Origin of the sequence: Paenibacillus sp. EKM211P (genome assembly GCF_011066175.1) — a bacterium.
In the GTDB taxonomy this organism is placed as follows: Bacteria; Bacillota; Bacilli; order Paenibacillales; family Paenibacillaceae; genus Paenibacillus; species Paenibacillus polymyxa.
The window spans coordinates 1-20,938 of record NZ_JAAMNS010000019.1 but is presented as its reverse complement, the minus strand read 5'-3'; the positions used below and the strand labels follow the sequence as shown (position 1 = coordinate 20,938).

The 20,938-nt window shown below is 44.5% G+C and carries 20 protein-coding genes; 3 read left to right on the top strand and 17 right to left on the bottom strand.

All coding sequences use genetic code 11. The features are described 5' to 3' along the window. Positions 1–143 precede the first annotated feature (143 nt). The 5 genes from G9G57_RS22005 to G9G57_RS21985 form a co-directional block, all read right to left on the bottom strand. Complete coding sequence (locus G9G57_RS22005; RefSeq protein ID WP_044786031.1) at positions 144–1,688, bottom strand: 2-isopropylmalate synthase; 1,545 nt, start codon at positions 1,686–1,688, stop codon at positions 144–146. Between the two features lie 99 nt (positions 1,689–1,787). Continuing rightward, on the bottom strand, positions 1,788–2,498 hold the full coding sequence (locus G9G57_RS22000; protein WP_031461535.1) for a FadR/GntR family transcriptional regulator: 711 nt from the start codon (positions 2,496–2,498) through the stop codon (positions 1,788–1,790). A 153-nt stretch (positions 2,499–2,651) separates the two neighbouring features. Continuing rightward, entirely contained in the window at positions 2,652–3,671 is a 1,020-nt protein-coding gene (locus G9G57_RS21995) for an aldose 1-epimerase (protein WP_016820782.1), read from the bottom strand. A gap of 136 nt (positions 3,672–3,807) precedes the next feature. Beyond that, complete coding sequence (locus G9G57_RS21990) at positions 3,808–4,611, bottom strand: MBL fold metallo-hydrolase (RefSeq protein WP_017427024.1); 804 nt, start codon at positions 4,609–4,611, stop codon at positions 3,808–3,810. Between the two features lie 126 nt (positions 4,612–4,737). After that, positions 4,738–5,034, bottom strand: a complete 297-nt coding sequence (locus G9G57_RS21985; protein WP_013371376.1) for a hypothetical protein — start codon at positions 5,032–5,034, stop codon at positions 4,738–4,740. Between the two features lie 163 nt (positions 5,035–5,197). Here G9G57_RS21985 and G9G57_RS21980 point away from each other — a divergent pair, with 163 nt between their 5' ends. Beyond that, on the top strand, positions 5,198–6,430 hold the full coding sequence (locus tag G9G57_RS21980) for an aminopeptidase (protein ID WP_017427025.1): 1,233 nt from the start codon (positions 5,198–5,200) through the stop codon (positions 6,428–6,430). A gap of 74 nt (positions 6,431–6,504) precedes the next feature. Here the strand turns inward: G9G57_RS21980 and G9G57_RS21975 are convergent, their stop codons facing one another. The 11 genes from G9G57_RS21975 to G9G57_RS21925 form a co-directional block, all read right to left on the bottom strand. After that, complete coding sequence (locus tag G9G57_RS21975; protein WP_016820779.1) at positions 6,505–6,996, bottom strand: hypothetical protein; 492 nt, start codon at positions 6,994–6,996, stop codon at positions 6,505–6,507. Positions 6,997–7,127: 131 nt separating this feature from the next. Next, entirely contained in the window at positions 7,128–8,246 is a 1,119-nt protein-coding gene (locus tag G9G57_RS21970; protein ID WP_102998021.1) for a glycerol dehydrogenase, read from the bottom strand. 36 nt (positions 8,247–8,282) lie between these two features. Beyond that, the gene (gene bioB, locus G9G57_RS21965; protein WP_017427027.1) at positions 8,283–9,290 is read right to left on the bottom strand and encodes a biotin synthase BioB; all 1,008 of its coding nucleotides are present in this window, start codon (positions 9,288–9,290) and stop codon (positions 8,283–8,285) included. Positions 9,291–9,490: 200 nt separating this feature from the next. Continuing rightward, entirely contained in the window at positions 9,491–10,792 is a 1,302-nt protein-coding gene (locus G9G57_RS21960; RefSeq protein WP_172494064.1) for a hemolysin family protein, read from the bottom strand. Between the two features lie 389 nt (positions 10,793–11,181). Beyond that, positions 11,182–11,637 (bottom strand): spore coat protein GerQ, encoded by a 456-nt coding sequence (gerQ, locus tag G9G57_RS21955; protein ID WP_017427029.1) that lies wholly within the window; start codon positions 11,635–11,637, stop codon positions 11,182–11,184. A 59-nt stretch (positions 11,638–11,696) separates the two neighbouring features. After that, positions 11,697–12,119, bottom strand: a complete 423-nt coding sequence (locus tag G9G57_RS21950) for a cell wall hydrolase (RefSeq protein WP_016820774.1) — start codon at positions 12,117–12,119, stop codon at positions 11,697–11,699. A 119-nt stretch (positions 12,120–12,238) separates the two neighbouring features. Continuing rightward, on the bottom strand, positions 12,239–12,988 hold the full coding sequence (locus G9G57_RS21945) for an SDR family NAD(P)-dependent oxidoreductase (RefSeq protein WP_164965552.1): 750 nt from the start codon (positions 12,986–12,988) through the stop codon (positions 12,239–12,241). A 134-nt stretch (positions 12,989–13,122) separates the two neighbouring features. Then, the gene (locus tag G9G57_RS21940) at positions 13,123–13,518 is read right to left on the bottom strand and encodes a DUF2500 domain-containing protein (protein ID WP_126666521.1); all 396 of its coding nucleotides are present in this window, start codon (positions 13,516–13,518) and stop codon (positions 13,123–13,125) included. A gap of 188 nt (positions 13,519–13,706) precedes the next feature. Then, positions 13,707–13,889, bottom strand: a complete 183-nt coding sequence (locus G9G57_RS21935; RefSeq protein WP_013371387.1) for a hypothetical protein — start codon at positions 13,887–13,889, stop codon at positions 13,707–13,709. A 152-nt stretch (positions 13,890–14,041) separates the two neighbouring features. Continuing rightward, entirely contained in the window at positions 14,042–15,292 is a 1,251-nt protein-coding gene (locus G9G57_RS21930) for a YCF48-related protein (RefSeq protein WP_102998020.1), read from the bottom strand. Between the two features lie 163 nt (positions 15,293–15,455). Next, positions 15,456–16,847 (bottom strand): amino acid permease, encoded by a 1,392-nt coding sequence (locus tag G9G57_RS21925; protein ID WP_090890563.1) that lies wholly within the window; start codon positions 16,845–16,847, stop codon positions 15,456–15,458. 232 nt (positions 16,848–17,079) lie between these two features. Between G9G57_RS21925 and G9G57_RS21920 the strand changes: the two genes are divergently transcribed. Then, on the top strand, positions 17,080–18,009 hold the full coding sequence (locus G9G57_RS21920) for an L-lactate dehydrogenase (RefSeq protein ID WP_107733547.1): 930 nt from the start codon (positions 17,080–17,082) through the stop codon (positions 18,007–18,009). A gap of 123 nt (positions 18,010–18,132) precedes the next feature. On the opposite strand, the gene G9G57_RS21915 is transcribed toward G9G57_RS21920, so the two are convergent. Then, on the bottom strand, positions 18,133–19,236 hold the full coding sequence (locus tag G9G57_RS21915) for a DUF3900 domain-containing protein (protein ID WP_016820767.1): 1,104 nt from the start codon (positions 19,234–19,236) through the stop codon (positions 18,133–18,135). 383 nt (positions 19,237–19,619) lie between these two features. Between G9G57_RS21915 and G9G57_RS21910 the strand changes: the two genes are divergently transcribed. Next, positions 19,620–20,834: an MFS transporter gene (locus G9G57_RS21910; protein WP_090890561.1), complete on the top strand. Its 1,215-nt coding sequence runs from the start codon at positions 19,620–19,622 to the stop codon at positions 20,832–20,834. Positions 20,835–20,938 lie beyond the last annotated feature (104 nt).

Below are 20,938 nucleotides of genomic sequence, written 5' to 3'. Positions count from 1 at the left end.
TGTAATTCAGACAAAATATGGTGATCTTCTTTGCCTATTATACATTAAATTTCAAATGTTATCATATATTTTGCAAGCGCTTTTTTACGATAAGGTTAGAGGAGATAGAAGAAAAAATTCAGCTATAAGCTTGATTACCAGCCTCAGCTAATCGTGATGTTGCTTTTGGCATGCACTTCTTTTCTGCCCAGTAGCTTATTTAGTGCGTCGATATAAGCTTTAGCGCTAGCTTCCAAAATATCTGTACTAGTACCTCTTCCCAGTGCTGTGTACTCACCTTGCCTCAAAATAGCGTGAACTTCCCCCAACGCATCTTTGCCATACGTTACAGACTGGATGGAGTAATCCTCCAACTCCACCACTTCACCACTAGCCTTGTCAATCGCATGAAAAATCGCATCTACAGAACCATTACCCATCGCAACTTCATCAATTGATGTGCCATCTTGTTTATTCAACCGTATAGAGGCGACTGGAACCGACTGATTACCATAGGACACCTGAATAGAATTTAGTGTGTAAATTTGAGGTGAGGCATTGCGGCTTTCATCCATCAGGACAAGTAAATCCTCATCCAACACCTGTTTTTTCTTATCTGCCAAGGCTTTGAATTTGCGAAATGCAGCCTGAAGTTGTTCCTCTGTCAAAACATCAAACCCCATGTCCGCCAGTTTTTCCTTAAACGCATGACTTCCCGAATGCTTGCCTAATACAAGTTTACTGGTCTTCAAACCAATGCGCTCAGGGGACACGATCTCATATGTTGTACGCTCCTTCAGCATCCCGTCCTGGTGTATACCGGACTCATGTGCAAATGCGTTGGCCCCAACAATGGCCTTGTTCCCCGGTACCGACATTCCAGTACGCTTGCTTACCAGTCGACTGGTAGCATACAGCTCCTCCAAAACCAGACTCGTTTGTGCACCATAGAGATCGGTTCTCGTGTCAAGGGCCAGTGCGACCTCCTCGATAGGTGTATTTCCGGCTCGCTCGCCAATACCATTAATGGTACCTTCAAATTGATCTACACCGTTACGGATAGCTGCCAGCGTATTAGCTGTTGCCATCCCAAGATCATCATGACAGTGTGTGCTAAGCTGTATTTTTTCAATACCTGGTACTTGTTGTTTTACGATTCTAAACATTTCTCCAAACTGATCTGGCGAGGCATAACCTACGGTATCCGGTAAATTGACGACGGTCGCTCCAGCGCGAATTGCCATATCTACAACTTCACAAATAAAGTCCAACTCGGTACGACTGGCATCCTCTGCCGAAAATTCTACCTTGCTGAAATACTTACGTCCATAACGAATGGCAGCAGCAGCGGTCTCTAATACCTTCGCTTTATCCATTCGTAGCTTATGCTGGCGATGAATAGGTGAGGTAGCCAGGAACAAGTGAAGACAAGCGTCCTCCGCTCCCCGTAGAGCTTCTCTGACCGCATCTATATCCTGCTCTTTCGAGCGTGCAAAACCAACCAGTGTTGCTTGGGTGACCTGTTTGGCAATCTCCTGCATGCTGATGATCTCACCAGGTGAGGTTGCCGGAAAGCCGGTCTCAATCCGATCTACGCCTAATTTTTGAAGCTGAAGAGCGATTTCCACCTTTTCTGTGCTGGTTAAGCTAACTCCTGGTGATTGTTCTCCATCTCTTAACGTTGTGTCCAACACCCATATTTTGCGCATACAGATACCACCTTTGGTTTGATTTTAGGAGATGCTCAAAGTAGAAGGTTTATACATCATTTTATTCATCCGATCATCTGATGTTTAGGATTAAAAAAATTAGGAACTTCCCATATGCTTTTGCAGCTCCAGCTTGGTGCCGTCCAAATGCTGAATACTATATAACTCTGCAGCCTTACCATCCTGATCCAAGATCGCTTCATAAATTTTTTCATGCTGAAGTGTAAAATGATTTGGCATCGCCGGATCGGTAATCAGATTGCTCAGCGCCTTGCGAATAGCCTCTACAAAGCTGCGGTATACGTCCGTAAGCACCTTATTGCCTGTAGCTGCTGCAACAGCCAAGTGAAAAGTAATATCCGCATCCAAGTACCCATTCATATCTCCAGCAGCCAATGTCGCAGCTCGACGGTCCAGTGCCTCTCGCATCAAGCGTAAATCTTCGTCATTACGACGTAACGCAGCTAATCTGGCAATCTCCAGTTCCAGCACGCTCCGCACTTCATAAACTTCAATAATTTCAGCACGGCTTAGTCGGTAATCCAATGGTTCTTGAGAAGTCGTCGGTTGGCAGACAAAGGTCCCGTGTCCTTGCTTTTTCTCTAATAGACCGGCATGCACCAGTACGCTAACCGCCTCCCGAACTGTAGATCGCCCGACTCCAAATAGCTTCATAAGCTCGGGCTCAGTTGGAATCTTAGTGCCTACATTCCATTCACCAGCAGCAATTTTTCGTTGCAACTGCTCAGCCACTTCATCTGCAATTTGCTTGCGTTTAACAGCTTGAAAAGGCATCATTCCATGATTCATCTGATCATCTCCTGTTTCGTATCATACTATGACACATTGCTTTTCTGCAACCTTTTTCATAATCTTTCTTAGTGGTCTTGTAACTGGAGCCTTAGCAATCGAAAAAGCCTGCACCGTTCACCACGATGCAAGCTTATTTGGATAAAAAACATATTAAGATTTCGTTTTATTCGGAGTAACACAATACAGACGGCTGGTTGTTTCAAAAATATGTCCCGGAGCCAGTGCAATTAACCCGATGTCTTCCGCAGGCAAGTCTGGTCGATTCGGTGCATTGATCATGTTCATTTGCGGTTCAGGACAGATGAATTCCTGGTTCGCTTTGTTGTTCCAGATCATCCAGTGCTTATAAGCAGTGCCTACATCGTATACAAGGGTAGCACCTGTCTTACTGTGTGTGAGTTCCATATAGTTACGTCCATTTTGCGGAGCCGCCGTATAATGATTATCCATAGAGGCAAAATAAGGGCTAACTCCTGTTGTCTTCATCAGTTCCTCTTCCGGGGATAAAGGTTGGAACTGTCCAGTGGCCAACAACCGATCTGTCAGCTCACGCCGCTCACCGATCGTAACCTTAATCTTGTAATCCTCAGGCGAGCTATCAGGTACAAACGGTACCCGAATGGCTGTGTGAAAGGCAAACAAGTTGGGAATCGGCTGATCCCCCTCGTTATGGATCACATAACGCTGATGCAGGCCAAATTCGTCAAGGCTGTACGTCAGCTTCATCGTAAAGGTGAAGGGTAGATAACGGAACATAGGATGCCCTTCCCTTACATGCTGATTCATTACCACATAACTACCTTGCTCCCCGGAACCGTAATCCTCAACCTCCCACCGAACGGTGTGTAAAAAGCCGTGCAAATGGTTATGGGTAGCCTCTTCATTAATTGGCAGCTCATATGTAACACCATTCCACAGGAATTTTCCATCCTCATATCGATTCGGAGGGAATAAGAAAGGAATTCCGTAAACGGATGGGCTTTGCTTAAAAGCCTCTATGCTCTCAGCATCTGGCTCACGTAAAAAAGAATATCCCGTCTCATTGTCACGAAAAGAAATCAGATTTGCGCCGTTTCCTGGCAGGGCAACCGCTTCATATCGTCCAAATTTAAGACGAATCGCCGGTATTCCATAATAAAGATCACCAATTGCAGTATGCTGTTGTGTCATCAAAAATCCTCCTTGATGAAATGACGATGTTTAATGAAAGCGTTTAGCTTTTGGCTTGACTATACCATGTCCAGCAAAAAAATTCCACGTCCACGCAAAAAAACGATGCCCCGCAAGGCATCGTCCTTCACACATATTACACATAACGTCCCTGTTTGGGTACTGCCATGTGTTCAAAATTTCCAGCCAGCTTTTCCAACTGATCAGTCAGCTCGGTACCTTGCATGAAATGTCCATGCCCTGTAACTGCAATTGCAGGCTTTAAGCCTGCTAACATCCTCACTGACCGCTGTGCAGCTTGCCAATCTGTTGTAAAATACGCAGGCGGTCCGTGGATTTCTTTTTCCTGTAAAAGCACAGCCAAGGCCGATTCCTGCTTTACCGTGATAAAAGCATCACCAGCTACCATTAAGCGTCTCCGCTCATGAAAAAGCGATACATGACCAGGCGTATGTCCTGGTGTATGCAGCCACTTCCAACCAGGGGCGCCGGGGACACTACCATCTTGGGGCAAGGAGGTGATGCGATCATCGAGATCTATAGCATCATTGGGGTACAAGAAGGAAATTCCCGACATCAAGCCTCCCCCAACACTAGGGTCAGGTTTTTGATAATCTTTCATTCCCGTTAAATAAGGTAATTCCAAAGGGTGTGCATAAACAGGTGTACCCCAATGCTGAACCAACTCAATAACCGAACCTACATGGTCAAAATGACCGTGAGTAAGCACAATAGCAACCGGAGGACCCGTAAACCGTTCTTCAGCTAGGCGTATAATCGAGTCTGTGAATCCTGCCATCCCCGTATCCACCAGCACCCAGGATCGACTTCCCGGCTCTCCGATAAAACACACATTTACAAACAGCGTCCGTAAGCTCAGGAGATCGGGAGCAGCCTCTTCATTTGCCGTCATTCCTTCGGTGAACAGATGATTTGCCAAAGCTTCACCCTCCTATTCACATGGAATTTCCTGTTATACTCGACCTTTAGGCTTCCCCCATGTCAGCAGATTATGCGGACACTGCTAAATATAATCCGCTTGTCACGAAAATAGACCATGTTTACATTACTCGGGTAATTTACTCCATGCCGCATCCAGCAAATAGTCGAAAAGATCATCGTTCTCTTCAATCCAGCTATCCATCTGTAGCATCTCTTCCTCCAAGCGTGGCTCTCCTGCAAAATGGAGACTATAATCCCACTCCTTTCCCTTTTTACTGTGGAAGGTGATTTCATATATAGAACTCTGTCCGTCTACTCCAAATACCACTTGGCCTAAATATGCACCGTTCTCATCTCTAGTCATTTGCGCCTGCTGAATATGTACTTCTTTCAATTCCTGAGAAGAATTTTGCTCCGTCATTTATTTATCCGCCCTTTCATTTTCACTAAAAAGTACCAAAACTGATTTGTGAACCTTTTCGTTACATTGTACAATATATAAGCTATGTGTGGAATTTGCAAAAAAACTGTGCGAATTACCCTATTCTTATTTGAGGCTTTTTCGTGAAATGGAGGAAAGTTACATGTCAGATTTTCAACAAAAATTGCAGAAATATGCGGAATTAGCCGTTCGAGTGGGCGCCAATGTCCAACCTGGGCAGACACTTATCGTTCATGCGCCAATCTTGTCCGCCGAACTCGTACGACTTATCGTTAAATCAGCGTATACTGTCGGAGCTAAGCTGGTAAAAGTAAAATGGAGTGATGAGACGGTTACCCGATTACAGTATGAACTAGCTCCTGATGAAACTTTTAATATTGCTCCCAAATGGTACGCAGCCGAAATGACTGAAGAAGTCGAAAATGGCGCTGCAGTGCTCCATGTCATTGCCGAGAATCCTGATTTGCTTCAAGGGATTCCGTCCAGCAGAATTACCGCTGCTCAGCGTGTGCGATCCCATGAGTTACGTCAATACCGTGAATACCAAATGGCTGACAAGTTTAGCTGGTCTCTGATTGCTTATCCTTCAGCAGAATGGGCAGCCAAAGTATTCCCTGATCTGCCAGCTTCCGAGCAAATGGATAAACTGTGGGAAGCCATTTTCAGCACTGTACGTGTGGATCTGGACAACCCTGTGGAGGCGTGGAATGAGCATTTGAAAACCCTCTCCAGCAAAGCTGATATTTTAAATTCCAAACGCTATAAAAAGCTGCATTATCTGGCGCCAGGTACAGACCTCACTATCGAACTGGCAAAAGACCATCTATGGGTAGCAGCCGAAAGCGTCAACCAACAGGGACATACTTTTGTAGCCAACATGCCTACTGAAGAGGTATTTACTGCTCCACTTAAAACGGGAGTAAACGGTAAAGTCAGCAGCACCAAGCCACTCAGCTACAGTGGCAATATCATCGACAACTTCTCACTGACCTTTGAAAATGGTCGTATTGTCGAAGTACAGGCCGAGACTGGTCTGGAGACTCTCCAGCATCTCGTAGAAATGGACGAAGGTTCACACTACCTGGGCGAGGTTGCGCTCGTGCCTCATAAGTCACCGATCTCTGATAAAAATATTTTATTCTACAATACATTGTTTGATGAAAATGCCTCTAACCATCTGGCTATCGGTAATGCTTATGCATTCAATCTTAAAGGCGGTAAGGATATGACTCAAGAGGAGTTGGCTGCCAACGGTCTGAACTCCAGTCTGACTCACGTCGATTTTATGATTGGTTCAGGTGAAATGGATATCAACGGTGTTACCGAAGACGGTACTGAGGAACCGATCTTCCGTAAAGGAAATTGGGCGATTTAACACGGTAAAAAAGGCTCTCACCGCTTCATGCGAGAGAGCCTTCTTGCTTCATCTTTAAGTTATGTTACATACATTTACAGTGTATTAATCCAATAATTCGCTGCAAGTCCAAATACGATTTGTACTATGCTGATGATGAAAAAGACAATAAAGCAGCTTACAACTCTTCGATTAATGGTTTGATGTAAGGATAAAGATGATTTCACATAAAACATGCTGCCTAATATCCCCAAACACAGACCAAAGATACCTGCAAATAGCCACCCTATAACCAAGCTGACTACGACAAAAGCCCAGCTCCAGCCCGGAGCTTTACTTACTGGAACATAAGGTTGATTGGACCCAAGATATATACCGTCCACAGCTAAATCTGCTTTGTTGCCAATGACCACAACATTCACAGCTTTCTCCTTCAATCGAATTGGAAAATCAATCAAGTTCAAAAATGCGTTCTGGCTTTTCACCTTCTGCTCGCTACCATTCACAATAATTTTTCCTCCGGTAAAGCCACGCTTGTACTCAATACTATATTGAATACCTTGGTCTTCTACATTCCATTTGGCCATCGCTAAACCCCTCTCAAATTTTAGGTAATTTTCTAATTATGTACCATGAAAATCATACCATAAGCCGCAAGTTAAATAATGGAAAAAGGCCGCTTATCAGCGACCTTTGAATCTACTTATTTCGTATGTGATTAGTTTCTATGTCCAATTTTAGTCTTGTAGGCAACTGAATACTGATCAGCCGCTAAAATCGCATCAAGCACATCATCCGCTGTAACAGCAAATGGTAAATTGTGAGCGGTTTCGCCTTCTTTGGTAGCAGCCTGAGCTACTCGGTACAAATCCTCTCGGGAAGCTCCCTGCAGCTTAATGTCTTCCAGCGTAACCGGCAGATCGAGTTTTAGGTAAAAATCAATATACCGCTCCACCTCAGTTAAAGGTCTTTTTTCCAAGGCAAGCTGTACTAAGGTGCCAAAAGCTACTTTTTGGCCATGCGTCAGGTGATGAATGTCTCCTTCGAGTACGGTAAAACCATTGTGAATGGCATGTGCACCTGCCAAGCCGCCACTTTCAAAGCCCAAACCGCTTAGCAATGTATTGGCTTCTACCACCGCTTCAAGCGCTGGTGTAACGACTTTGCGCTTCACAGATTCATAAGCTTGCAGTCCGTAATCGAAAAGAACCTCCTCGCACTTGGACGCAATGGCTTCTGCCGCCAAGGTTGGCAAGCCGCCAGCCATAGTTGTAGCACGAGCTTCAATGACTGCACGGGCTTCAATCCACGTTGCCATGGCATCCGCAATACCTGAGGAGAGGAACAAAGGCGGTGCCTGAGATATGACCTTCGTGTCAACCAGGATTAAGCTCGGATTTTTACTGAAAAAGGTATAGGTATCAAATGCACCCTCATCCGTGTACAAAACAGATAGAGCACTGGTAGGGGCATCTGTAGAGGCGGTTGTTGGAACAATCACCACCGAGGAACCGAGTAGCTCATTAACGGCTTTGGCGGTATCCAGTGTTTTACCGCCACCTACACCAATGACAATATCGACCTGGCCGCTTCGTCCCTCATCAGCAATACGGTTTACTTCATTTTTGGATGCTTCTCCTTGAAACTCAACCTTTATAGCAGTGATATCAGCCTGCTCCAGACTTTTGACCACTCGATCGGCTGCAATCTCCCAAACCAGCTTGTCCGCAATAACCAAAGCCGTATGGCCTAAAGGCTTAACATATTCACCTGTTTTATCAATCACATTTTTCCCTTGCACATATTTACCTGGACTAATAAATACTTTTTCGCTCATCATTCAACTCTCCCTTCCATGTTTGTACAATCTCTATTATACGGCTGAAAGGGCACACATCTCAATTTCAAAGCCAAAATCTTCTATCATTTGATGATCAGCGGTAACTTCTTGGCCTGCTGTCGTTAAATAATCTCCTACAAAAATCGAATTTGCTGCATAAAGGGCTAGCGGTTGTAATGAGCGTAAATTCAATTCCCTTCCGCCTGCGACGCGTATTTCTTTGGATGGACAGATGAACCGAAACAGTGCCAACACCTTTAAAGCTTGGATCGGCGAGATCCGCTGTGCTTCTCCCAAAGGGGTTCCGGGGATTGGATTCAGGAAATTAATCGGAATAGAGTCGGCATCCAACTCTCGTAAGGCATAAGCCATTTGAACGATTTCCTCATTCGTCTCCCCCATACCGATAATAACGCCAGAGCATGGAGACATTCCGTGTGATTGAGCCATTTTCACAGTTTCGATGCGTTGGTCATATGTATGTGTGGTCGTAATCGAGGGATAGTTGGCTTTGCTTGTATTTAAATTATGATTGTAACGGTGTACCCCAGCATCTGCCAATCGCTGTGCTTGATCTCCCTTGAGAATCCCCAAGCAAGCGCAAATTTTGAGCGGCATGGTACGACTAATTTCTTGTACAGCATCAATCACCTGATCCAGTTCCCGATCTGTCGGACCTTTACCGGAAGCTACAATGCAATATGTCCCCGCTTTTCGTGCTAGGGCTTCCCTTGCCCCAGCCAACAATGATTCCTTATCCAGCATACTATACTTGCTGACAGGTGCCGTAGAAACGATGGATTGTGAGCAATAACCACAATCCTCCGGGCACAGACCACTTTTGGCGTTCATGATCATATTGAGCTTTACTTTTTTTCCGTAAAAATGATGCCTTACCTGAAATGCAGCTTGCATAATCGGTAATATTTCCACATCGTCCGCTTCCAGTACCGCCGTGCCTTCTTCCAGCGTCAGATTGCTGAAATGTATTGCTTTTTCAGCTAATGAGTCCCAATTTACAGCCTTATTGAATAAATTCATACTTCATCCTCCCTCATTTAGATGGTTATGTAAGCAGATGAGATTTTTACCGTAAGGAAATCCACTCTATTGTCAACTTAATAATTATGTATTAGGTTGACAATAACACAGATATCATATCAATTCACATCCTTTATGTAAAGAAGACAAATTAAAAAGCGACCCCACATCATTAAAGGTCGCTTTCCATATTTATTCCATTATGAGACTCCTGCTTCCTCCACGATGATAGGCTGTTTGATTAGCCGAATACGTGAAATCCGCTTGTTTTCAACTTCTTCTACAATGAACATACATCCTTCAAACACTACAGACTGACCTGGCTGTGGAGGGATAACCTCTACATGTGAGTAAAGCCAGCCCCCTACTGTATCATAATCCTCATGATCAAGATCTAGCCCGAAACGATCGTTCACTTCATCAATTAATAACATACCGTCAATGGAAAATTCCTCGTCATTAATCTGCTCACAACTCGGACGTTCTTGGTCGAACTCATCCTGAATTTCACCGACGATTTCTTCCATAATATCTTCTAATGTTACCATACCCGATGTGCCACCGTATTCATCAATCAAAATTGCAATTTGCGTCTTGCTACGCTGCATGCGTTTGAGCAGATCACTAATTTGCGTTGATTCAGGAACAGCAAGAATCGGGCGAATCATCGTACGGGTATCCAGCGTGTTCGCACGTAGAAGATCTTTAATATGGATAAAGCCGATAATATGGTCCTTATCTTCGGCGCAGATTGGATAACGGGTTCTCATGCTTTCCGTTGCAATCGCGAGATTTTCTTCTGTGGACTCATTACTGTATAAACAGATCATCTCCGTGCGCGGAATCATGATTTCCCTGGCGGTCGTGTCGGCAAAATCAAATATATTATCAACAAGCGCCAATTCCGTATTATCAATTAGTCCGCTCTTATTGCTTTCTTTCATCAGAATGCGTATTTCATCCCCCGTATGCGCGGAATCATCATATTCGGATACCGGCTCCAGACGGAATAAACGCAACAGGCTGTTCGCCATTCCATTCAACGCCCATATGAATGGATACATCAACTTGTAAAACCAAGTCATCAGCATGGCCGAATACAGTGTAATAGTCTCAGATTTACGAATAGCTATCGTTTTGGGTGCCAATTCACCCAACACAATATGCAGAATCGTAATGACAATAAATGCAATCACCACGGCAGTACCGTGTACGTATACCGCTCCCAAGCCAACGGCAGTAAATATAGGCTCAATCAAATGTGCGATGGCCGGCTCTCCGATCCATCCCAGTCCCAACGATGCTAAGGTAATACCCAATTGGCAGGCAGACAAATAAGCGTCCAAATTGTGTATCATATTGGCGGCGTATACGGCCTTTTTATTGCCCGCCTCCACCAAGGTTTCGATACGGCTGCCCCTGACCTTCACCATGGCAAATTCCGCAGATACAAAAAATCCATTCAATAATACTAATGCAAAAACAATAATTAAGTTAAACATACTCGGTAAAGGGTCACTCAATATGCTCCCCATCAGCCGTCATTACGGCAGACAGGCGCACCTCCTTCGGATATTTTCATCATAGACAGAACGATAACACATCATAAGCAACGTCAACTTCCCAACACATTCACCCCTTCCGGCTTCCATAAGCCATATTCCGCATAAATGTTTAAATCATTCATCAGCTTATATTTAATTATATAACTATACTCTATACAGTCAAACTACAAGCAATGTCAGAAAAATCAATCCCTCTATCATTTAGGTCGAAAAGCTCTCATTTTCGCCTCTTACCACCAAGAAAGCAACTATATTTGAGAAAGAATATAAACAAAATACATCCCCTGCCGTCTGGCAGAGGATGTAAACTCATATATATGAAGGCATCAGCGAACCGGAGATCCGCCCGGGTTCCCGATGACGCCGGGATATTGGTACAACAATGGCTCATCAAAAGTTGCATAATCCAGGTTTAACATCAGCAGAATGGTCCGTTTGCCTGTCGCCGGATCACTAATAATAATGTGGTCCCGACCTGCTGCTTCCAGAATGCCTTTGAATATTTTAGCATTCCATTCTCGGTTATTTTCATAGGTCATATAAAAAGTTCCCGTTTTGCCCAAGTTCAAGCGTAAAATATTCTCGATGTATGATTGCTCGTATTGAGGAGTCTGAACCTGCACTACCGTACCCGTTGGTGTCATAGGGCTGCCACTACTTACTTGAGGTGGAAAGCCAGTCATAGGTTGCATGGTTCCGGCTGGAGCCATTCCTCTTGGCCATTCGGGATATCCATTGCCGGAAGCATAAGATACGGGACGGTAAGCTTGCTGTGAAATCATTTAAATTCCTCCTAAAATGGTTTTAATTTTTAAATTCTTCAAGCCATCCTGAAAGGTGTCTAATATACATTAGGACAGTCCTGTGCAGTCGGGCTAAAAAAGCAATGGGCTTTAAAACGTCCGGTATTGGTCTGGTTATACCAGGTACCCGGGCAGTCTCCAGCCGGTCTGAAAAACCATAATGCATTGGATGCTGGACGTATTTTTTCACCATTGATTACACGCTGGGCAAGTCGAATGTCCCGATCACGGGCCCTCTGATAAAAATACCCCTTCTGAGTAGCCTCAAAACCTCCAGGGCTTTGAAACACCATGTCATTCATGAGGCGTATCCCTTGGAAATCTAGGCAATTGGCTAAAATTCGGTTCACACCGACATTGCCAACCATGAGCATTCCAGACTCGCCTTCACCTTCAGCCTCAGCCCGCATCAGCCGGGCGAGGGTCCTCACATCCTCTGAGTTGGTCTTGATTACAGCCACCGCGTCCCCTCCTTGCTTCTCCTTCACATACCCTATCCTATGGTACAAATGCCCAATAGGTGACAGTCCAGAAAATAAAAAAATAGCCCCAAGAATGGGACTACTCATTTAGGCTTTTATCATGGCTCGTAGATCATCTTACGCGTCATGCCACCATCGACCACTAGATTCGTGCCTGTTACAAAATCATTGCCGGGTTGTGTTAAATACAGACAGGCTCGTGCGATGTCTTTAGGGGTCCCTACTCGCCCAGCCGGATGCTGTTGATGGTCTTCCGCACGCAATTGCTCGTAATCCCCGGTTTCAATCCATCCTGGACTAATACAATTGACCTGAATCCTATCCTTTCCTAGCGATATGGCCATCGCGTGTGTAAGGGCGGCTATGGCTCCTTTGGATGCTGCGTAGGCTTCTGTGTCCGGCTCTGACATGAAAGCTCGTGTAGAGGTCATATTAACCACTGAGCCCCCTTCTGCGTTTCGCTTCATTACCTTAGCCGCTTCTCTGGTTGCAATAAAACAACTGCGTACGTTTGTATTCAGAATGTCATCCCATTCTGCTACGGTTAACTCATATGGAGATTTCCATCTGGATACGCCTGCATTGTTAATCAACGTATGAATTGTACCGTATTCTTCTTCCGTGGCACGGATCAGCGCTACAATATCTGCTTCCTTACGCACATCACAAGGAATAAAAATAGCCTGATGACCCTCGTTCCGGGCTGCTGCAGCGGCTGCGGCGCCCTCTTCCTCATTGTAGTCAGCAAATACAACTTTGGCACCCTGAGCAGCATAGGCAAAAGCGACCTCTTTCCCGATGCCATGCGCCGCTCCTGTTATAATAACAACTTGTCCTTCAAATGACACGACTTATTCCTCCTCTGAACTACTCTGTTTTAGTATATATGTACCAAAATGTGCCGTACAAGAAACATTCACAGCCCCCTACCCTGGCTCCTCGCAGAAGGCTGTAAATGAGCATGAATGTTTTTGACTGAATCCTACATTTTAACCTGCTCCAAGCTATAACGATTAAGACGCTGAAACCCGATATACCTTTTACCTTGAAAAGTAAGCCGTCCCTCATCCCCTTCAGCACATTGACCATATTCTTCCCCTGATACCTTGAACTCCATCCGGTCGCCACTCTCCACTTCAAAGGTTACATAATAGAAAGTATAGGTACGACTCCCTTGTTCCTCTTGGCGCCTCTGTTGGAGATGTGTCCTTCTGGCCGTAATGCGGGAACCCACCGTCAACACAGGCTGCCGCTTGTTCCGGCTCCATTCCATGACTTCCCTGCCCGCAGACAACACGACAATACCCAACACAACTACGAAAAATACGGGCAATACCGTACCCAGCCAATCGAACATCCATAATGACTCAAATCCCATGCACCGCACTCCTCTCCGCCAGGCATTCCACAGGGAAACCACTGGGCATCCTGACCTGCCTCAAGCCTTCTATAACAGTATATGTATGTTGCTGCCCAAATTTGATAGCAACCCTCAAGAACGCCAAGAGCCTCCACGGATTAATCCGGGAGGCTCAAGATATGGCGATATCAGAATGGCTCATCGATTTACACATGTACAAGCTGGAGATAACGTTGTGTTTCATCCAGAACTTCATGATCTTCTTCTTCGGCGTAACGCTCTGCGCATTGCTTGCAGTCCTCTTCCGTCGTGCAACCGTAGGCATCCTGACAAGTGTAGCAAAATTGAAGGTAGTATTGGGTTAACATATGATCCTGATTCGCTCTCATGATTATCACTCCTATCGTTGTTTACAGGTTTAGTATAACAGTGGCTCATTTGTTAGTTTGTGATTTTTTTCACATGTTGTCGTATAAAATTTAAATTTTTTAAAAATAAAACGCCCTGGGAAGACATCCCAGGGCAATCACCTTTATCGTGATTACAAAATTCTCCAGTTCGCACCACCATCTGTTGTTTTTAACAGCAGTGATTTCTTGTCGTCGAGTCGTTCCAAAAGCAGCCAACCTACCGATGAAGAAGCAAAACGCAGCTTGACTGATCGTGGGTAGTCTTTTAGCTTCGAAGGCAGCACCTTGTTGCCTTTGAGACTTGTCCACGTCTTGCCTCCATCTATTGTACGGCTCATTCCGTTTACGGTTATAACCCATCCTTCTTTATCGCTTAGAAAGGTACGCCCAGGAGTTATAGAATTATTATTGCTACTCAGACCCAATGGCACATCATTCCATTGTGTTCCTGTATTATTCGTAAACAGCCCGTTATATTTGGTACCGTTATCCCCATAGCAGAAAACCGGAATCCAGTATGAGGAACTGTTACCTTTAAGAGACTGCTGAGCTTCTGCCTTAGCCTGAGGGCACCCTTGCATGCTGTTAGCGACTGAAGTCCACGTTTTCCCTTGATTCGAAGTTTTATACAATTTCACGCTATTGTCCACGTTAATCGCCACAAAACCCTGATTGTTGGAAGAAAAGCTCATTCCCGCCATACTGCCTTGATCGGGTAAACCTGAGCCTGATTTGTTGGAAGTCATACCAGAACTTTGCGCAACTTTATTCCACGTGGCTCCTCCGTCCGTGGTGTGATACAACATTTTTTGTTGATCCTGCTCATTCAGTTTTGTATAAGCCATGATCCAGCCTGTGGTTGGATTTACATATTGAATCGAGCTTACATGGTCTCCGCTAGGTAGCGCTGAAACATCCCAGCTCTGCCCTCCATCTGCCGTTCTTAGAATGACTGTTGCTGTTTGGTCCAGATTTTGGCGGACGACCCAACCGTGACGTGAATCTGTGAAACTGATATCCTTGCCATATTCAAGCTTGTCTTGAAATTGGACGTTTTCAGAAGGAGAAATATTATTCCATGTTTTCCCACCATCATGGGTATCATAAAGTCGAAGCTCATTATGGGTAACTCCCCAAACCAACCCTTTATTGTTATCGATTAAATGAAAATCCGCGATTCGTGTCTGTACTACATATTTGGCGTTTGGATCGCCAGCCTTTGGGGTTACCGGCGGATTAATAGTTATCGTTTGTCCCTGGTCATCTGGTTCCTCAATCGGAGGTTTAGTTACAGTTTTTGGGGGTTCAGCAGAACAGGCAGTTAGCAGGATGCCCGTCAATAGCATTACTCCTCCCAAGAGCGCACGCCAGCGCAGTTTCATATCAAAATCCTCCCTCGATGGCATGCGGTAATCACGTGCCAAAAGCTTATCTGAAACAGAATTATACCATAAACACCCCTATGTGACACTTTTCGCGTAATGACAAAAAAAACCGGCTCCTTCACAAAAGTGAAGAATGCCGGCTTTTTTCATACTAATATTGTTAGGATTTATGATTCAACAAACTTTTGTGATATCCATAGAAGAAATAAATCAGTAATCCAAGCAGTAGCCACACGATAAATCCGATCCAGGTGCTGATATGAAGCTGAAGCATCAGACCGATGCAAACCAAAGCACTCAGTAGCGGAAGTAACGGAACCCATGGTACGGTAAACCCTCTTTTTAAATCTGGTCGTGTCTTCCGCAAAACGATGACCCCAACCGAAACTACAGCAAAAGCGAACAGGGTTCCAATACTCGTCAAGTTGGTCAGTGCATGTAACGGGAACAAACCACTTGCCAATGCGATAATGCTACCCACCAGCCATGTGCTTCGAATCGGTGTTTGAGTTTTGGCATTTATCTTAGAAAGAAAAACGGGTAAAAGACCATCTCGTGACATAGAAAAAATTAATCGTGTCTGGCCGTACAACAGCACCAGCAAAACGGTCGTCATCCCAGCAATCGCACCAACTGAAATTAATCCAGCTACAAAATCCTGATGAATAAAGCGGAGAGCAAACGCAACCGGATCACTAACGCCCAACTGCGTATAAGGTACCATTCCCGTTAACACAACTGAAACGGCAATATACAATATCGTGCAGATCGCTAAAGAGGAAATAATGCCGATGGGCATGTTCCGTTGCGGATTGCGTACCTCTTCAGCAGCAGTTGAGATAGCATCAAAGCCTAGATAAGCAAAAAATACGATTGCCGCAGCACTCAATACACCAGAAAATCCATAAGGCAAGAACGGTGTCCAGTTGGCAGGCTTAACATAAAAGATTCCAATTCCAATAAATAGCAGTACGACCCCGACTTTGACACAAACCATAATGAAATTGAATCGGACCGTTTCCTTGGCTCCGAGACTAAGCAACAGTGTGATGAGCATGATGATGCACACCGCTGGCAGATCAATAATGGTCCCCTTGGTCGAATCGAAGGCTGCGGTTAAAGCTAACGGTAGATGTATATCAAATCCGGCCAGCAAGCCTTGAAAGTAAGCAGACCAGCCACTACTCACAGAGGCGGCCGCCACTCCATATTCCAGAATCAAGTCCCAACCTAGTACCCAGGCCAGAACTTCTCCAAAAACAATATAACTATATGCATAAGCGCTCCCAGCCGCGGGAACTGTAGATGAAAGCTCTGCATAGCACAAGGCTGCCAATACGCAGGCAATCCCTGCAATAACAAAAGAAAGCATCAAGCCGGGACCTGCATTTTCTGCTGCTGCCTTGCCAGTAATAACAAAAATCCCTGTCCCGATGATGCATCCTACTCCTAGCATGGTGAGATCAAAAGGCCCCATTGTTCTCTTTAAGTGACCTGTAGATCCGCTTTCCTCGTGCGAGAGCAGTCCTGTTTTTTTTCGAAATAAGTCCATATTCCTAATCCTCTTTCCATAATTTCATGCGTCAATATCGGTGCTGCAACGCTTTAGTGCATGTTCTTATCATTCGATTAATTATTAGCGAGCTCGCCTTTGAAGTCAAGGAAAAATGTCATATTTCTTTGCGGTGGGTTAGTATATAGGGTACACTAAGTTGGAAAGATAAATTTTTAAGTAATATCCCAAAATGAAAAGGTATACAACCCGAGAAGGAGATGAGGATTTTATGAGCTTAAAACCTTACAAACGAAGTAGAGTGGCTATTGTCGGCATGGGAGCGGTTGGCACAACAACCGGCTACACCCTGCTGCTGCGCCAACGCATGCAAGAACTTGTCTTTATTGATGTCAACGTCAAAAAGGCGAAGGGGGAAATGCTCGATATGAATCATGGGCTTCCTTTTCTCGGCGGTGTCAAAGTATGGGCGGGTGATTATGAAGACTGCCGTAATGCAGATATCATCATTGTTGCAGCGGGAGCTTCACAAAAGCCGGGAGAAACACGTATTGATCTGCTTAAACGTAATGCCGAAATTTTTGAAAGTATTATTGATAATATCATCAAGGTCAATACACATGGCATTTTGCTGATCGCAACCAATCCAGTGGACATTCTCTCCTACATCTCTTGGAAACGCAGTGGTTGGCCTTCAAGCAGAGTCATTGGATCAGGAACGTTGCTGGACAGCGCACGCTTCCGCTATCTGATCGGGAAGCAAAAGGGCATCGATCCACGAAGCATCCACGCCCATATTATTGGAGAACATGGTGACTCTGAGTTACCTGTATGGAGCACAGCCAACGTGGCTGGAACTCCACTGGAGTTGGACGAAGGAACGAAAAATGAAATTTTTGAGAATACGAAGAATGCTGCCTATGAAATTATAGATGCCAAAGGCGCTACATCCTACGCCATCGGGCTGGCTCTTGACCGTATCGTAGCCGCTATTCTCGGAGACGAGGGGTCGGTACTTAATGTGTCCACCCTGCTGGAAGATTATAACGGTGTATCTGACGTTTATTTAGGTGTTCCAAGTATCGTGGATCACAATGGAGTACGTGAAATTTTGGATCTTCCGCTCAATGACGAGGAACGTGCAAGGTTGGTTCAATCTGCGGACAAGCTGAAAGATCAAATTAGTAAAGTGCATATGTAATTCAGTAAGTCAAGAATATAAAAGCTAAACAAAAACGGACCTCCACAGCGGATACATCCGTTGTGAGGTCCGTTTTTTTATAATATAATTCCGTTCGTTTGTCGCCCTGCTATGCGTTCCAAATTACCAAGGTGGTGTATCGCCATCCATACCCTCATTTTCATGTTGCCGTTTCTCTTTGAGCCGCTCAGCCACCGTTTCAAAGGATTCAGGTTGTAGCAGCTCAATCGGAGAAAATCCCTTTTCAAACGTAAATGCATCACCTTCAATAATAAGTGCATATCTATCATGAAGTTTCGTGATATGCAGCTTGGCACCAAAGTCGGATAGTAACCCACGCACAGCCGTATCATCCAGTTTGAAACGAACTTCAATTTCCGGTTTTAGCTCGACAATATGCTGCGCAGCTTCTACGACCTGAAGAGGTTCCCATTTTCCTTGCAGATCCCGTTTTTCGCTGGCCGCCCACAGCTCCAGATCGCGCTCTTCCTGCTGTCTTTCCTCATTAGATGCATCCGGCCATTTGGTTTCTACATAGTTCTGAACAAAGCCCATGACATGCTCATTAACGATTTCCGGCATGGATTGCTCATAAGTGACGAATTTCAAAAAATCTTCAAAATACCGCGCATGCGAAGACTGATGTATTTTAAGCTCCCACTCATCGTTCATACCCTCCTCCAGCATGTAGGGATACATGATGGATTTCATATTACGGGCTGAAATGGCCATTTCGACCTCACTGACCAGGCTGCTTTCAGTAATTCGTGCAATTTTGGGTTCAAAATCACATTTGAGTACAAAAATAAACGGGTCGTCAGAGTGGGTATTTAATGTAGCCTGTACAATGATCAGTGCTCCACCTCGTACCGCGCTTGTATCCAGGTACATCCGCACCAGGTCATCACATGCATTTTTAAAATCTTCCTTATCCTCTGCTGCTCGTAGTCGAGCGAACATATTGAAATTCGGATTACTGCTCAGCTCATGTTCCGGTTCAACGATAAAGCGGCCGATTTTAGTCGGTGCCTGCTCTGTGCTTGGATTTTTTTCAACCTTTCGCTTGCTAATGCGAGCAAATTCCCCGTCCAGAAATTTTTTGACATCACTCTCATCGTAATCATAGTCATCCATTGTAGCATAATGCTTGTAGGACTTACCGCCTTGTCCTTCTTTCCCGTCTACCTGAATCACAAAAAAAGATAAAAAGTCCACTTGAAAGTTCATTTACGTTCTATACGCTCCTTTTCAGGCATGTACGCGTAATTATATCACTATGATTTTAAAAGGTACATCGGATTCAGATTCTGGTAGATAATAGACACGTAATAGTTAACATAATATTTATTATGTAATTTTGTTTTTTTATTTGGATATCCCATCCAATTTGTAAATATGTAGTGCTCCACCCCTTTTCTATTCTAATCCGCTTTTTTTGCATGATTGACTATTTCCTTTTCTATTCTCTATTTTATTCAGGGATTACAAAAAACATTTGACTAAATAGCAGTATATTTATTATATTATCTATTATTATATAGACAAATTATAATTTTGTTTATAAAAATATTCAAAGAAATACTCTGAAAATAAGAAAGGAGAGTTTGTTGTTGTTTAAAAATCCATATATAAGGACCATTATTGCCTCCAATGCGTTGCTAAATTTGGGCATCTGGGTGCGGAACTTTGCCATACTGTTGTATGTAACAGATCTGACCCATAATGATCCTGTATACGTATCGCTCATTTCGGTCGCTGAATTTGCGCCTATCTTTCTGTTTGCCATCATTGGAGGTACATTTGCAGATCGTTGGCGGCCTAAACGGACAATGGTTAGTTGCGATCTGCTGTCGGCCGCGTCTATTTTTATCGTGTTGCTCGCATTGTGGTACGGGTCATGGCAGGTGCTCTTGCTATCCACTTTCTTCTCGGCCATTCTATCTCAATTTTCTCAGCCATCTGCGATGAAAATATTAAAGCAGCATGTAGCACCAGAACAGCTCCAGGGAGTGATGGCTCTTTTTCAGTCTCTCATGGCATTATTTATGGTTATTGGTCCTGTCGTCGGTACATTTATTTATCAACACTTTGGAATTTTCTCTTCATTGTCTATAACAGGAATGTTGTTTCTTATCTCTGCGCTTGTTCTAACTCGTATCCCACAAGATGAGCAAGTAATTGAGATAGATCGACCAACTCATTTCATTGAAGAGCTTAAAGAAGGAATACGTTATGTATGGAATAACCGTACACTTCGCACGCTTGGAGGAACATTTACCATAATTGGGCTGGCGGTCGGACTTATTCAACCATTAATGGTTTTTGTAGCTATCGAGAACCTTGGACAAGATAAGGAATTTTTACAATGGCCGTTAATGGCGAACGGAGCGGCTATGCTGTTGGGCGGCGGTCTGATTATGGGGGTTGCCAAAAAAGTTCAGCCGCAATTGCTGCTGGCGGCTGGACTTCTGGTCAGCACACTGACAACCTTTGGAGTCGGATGGTCGCACAATATTGTGCTGACAATGGCATTGCAAGTACTCAGCGGTCTATTTTATCCTTGCATTCATATTGGTATCAACACGATGATGATGAAAAATGCCGAAGCTGCTTTTATCGGCCGCGTCGGTGGTGCCCTCTCTCCCCTGTTCTCGGGGATGATGGTCGTGGGTATGAGCATCGGCGGTACACTCAAACGCGAATCCTCCCTGAACACCGTATATACCGTGAGTGCCGGTTTATTTTTACTGGGAGCGATGCTGTTGTTACCATTGCTACGTGACAGGCAGCCTGTACAAGCTGTCATAGCCGATGATTCTGAATAACACCACAAGAAACCGCCCTTGGTAGATATGGGACTGACCCCCATTTGTGAGACAGGGATCAAAACACCTTTCAAGTTTAAGCAACCAGTCGCCTGTAATCTACT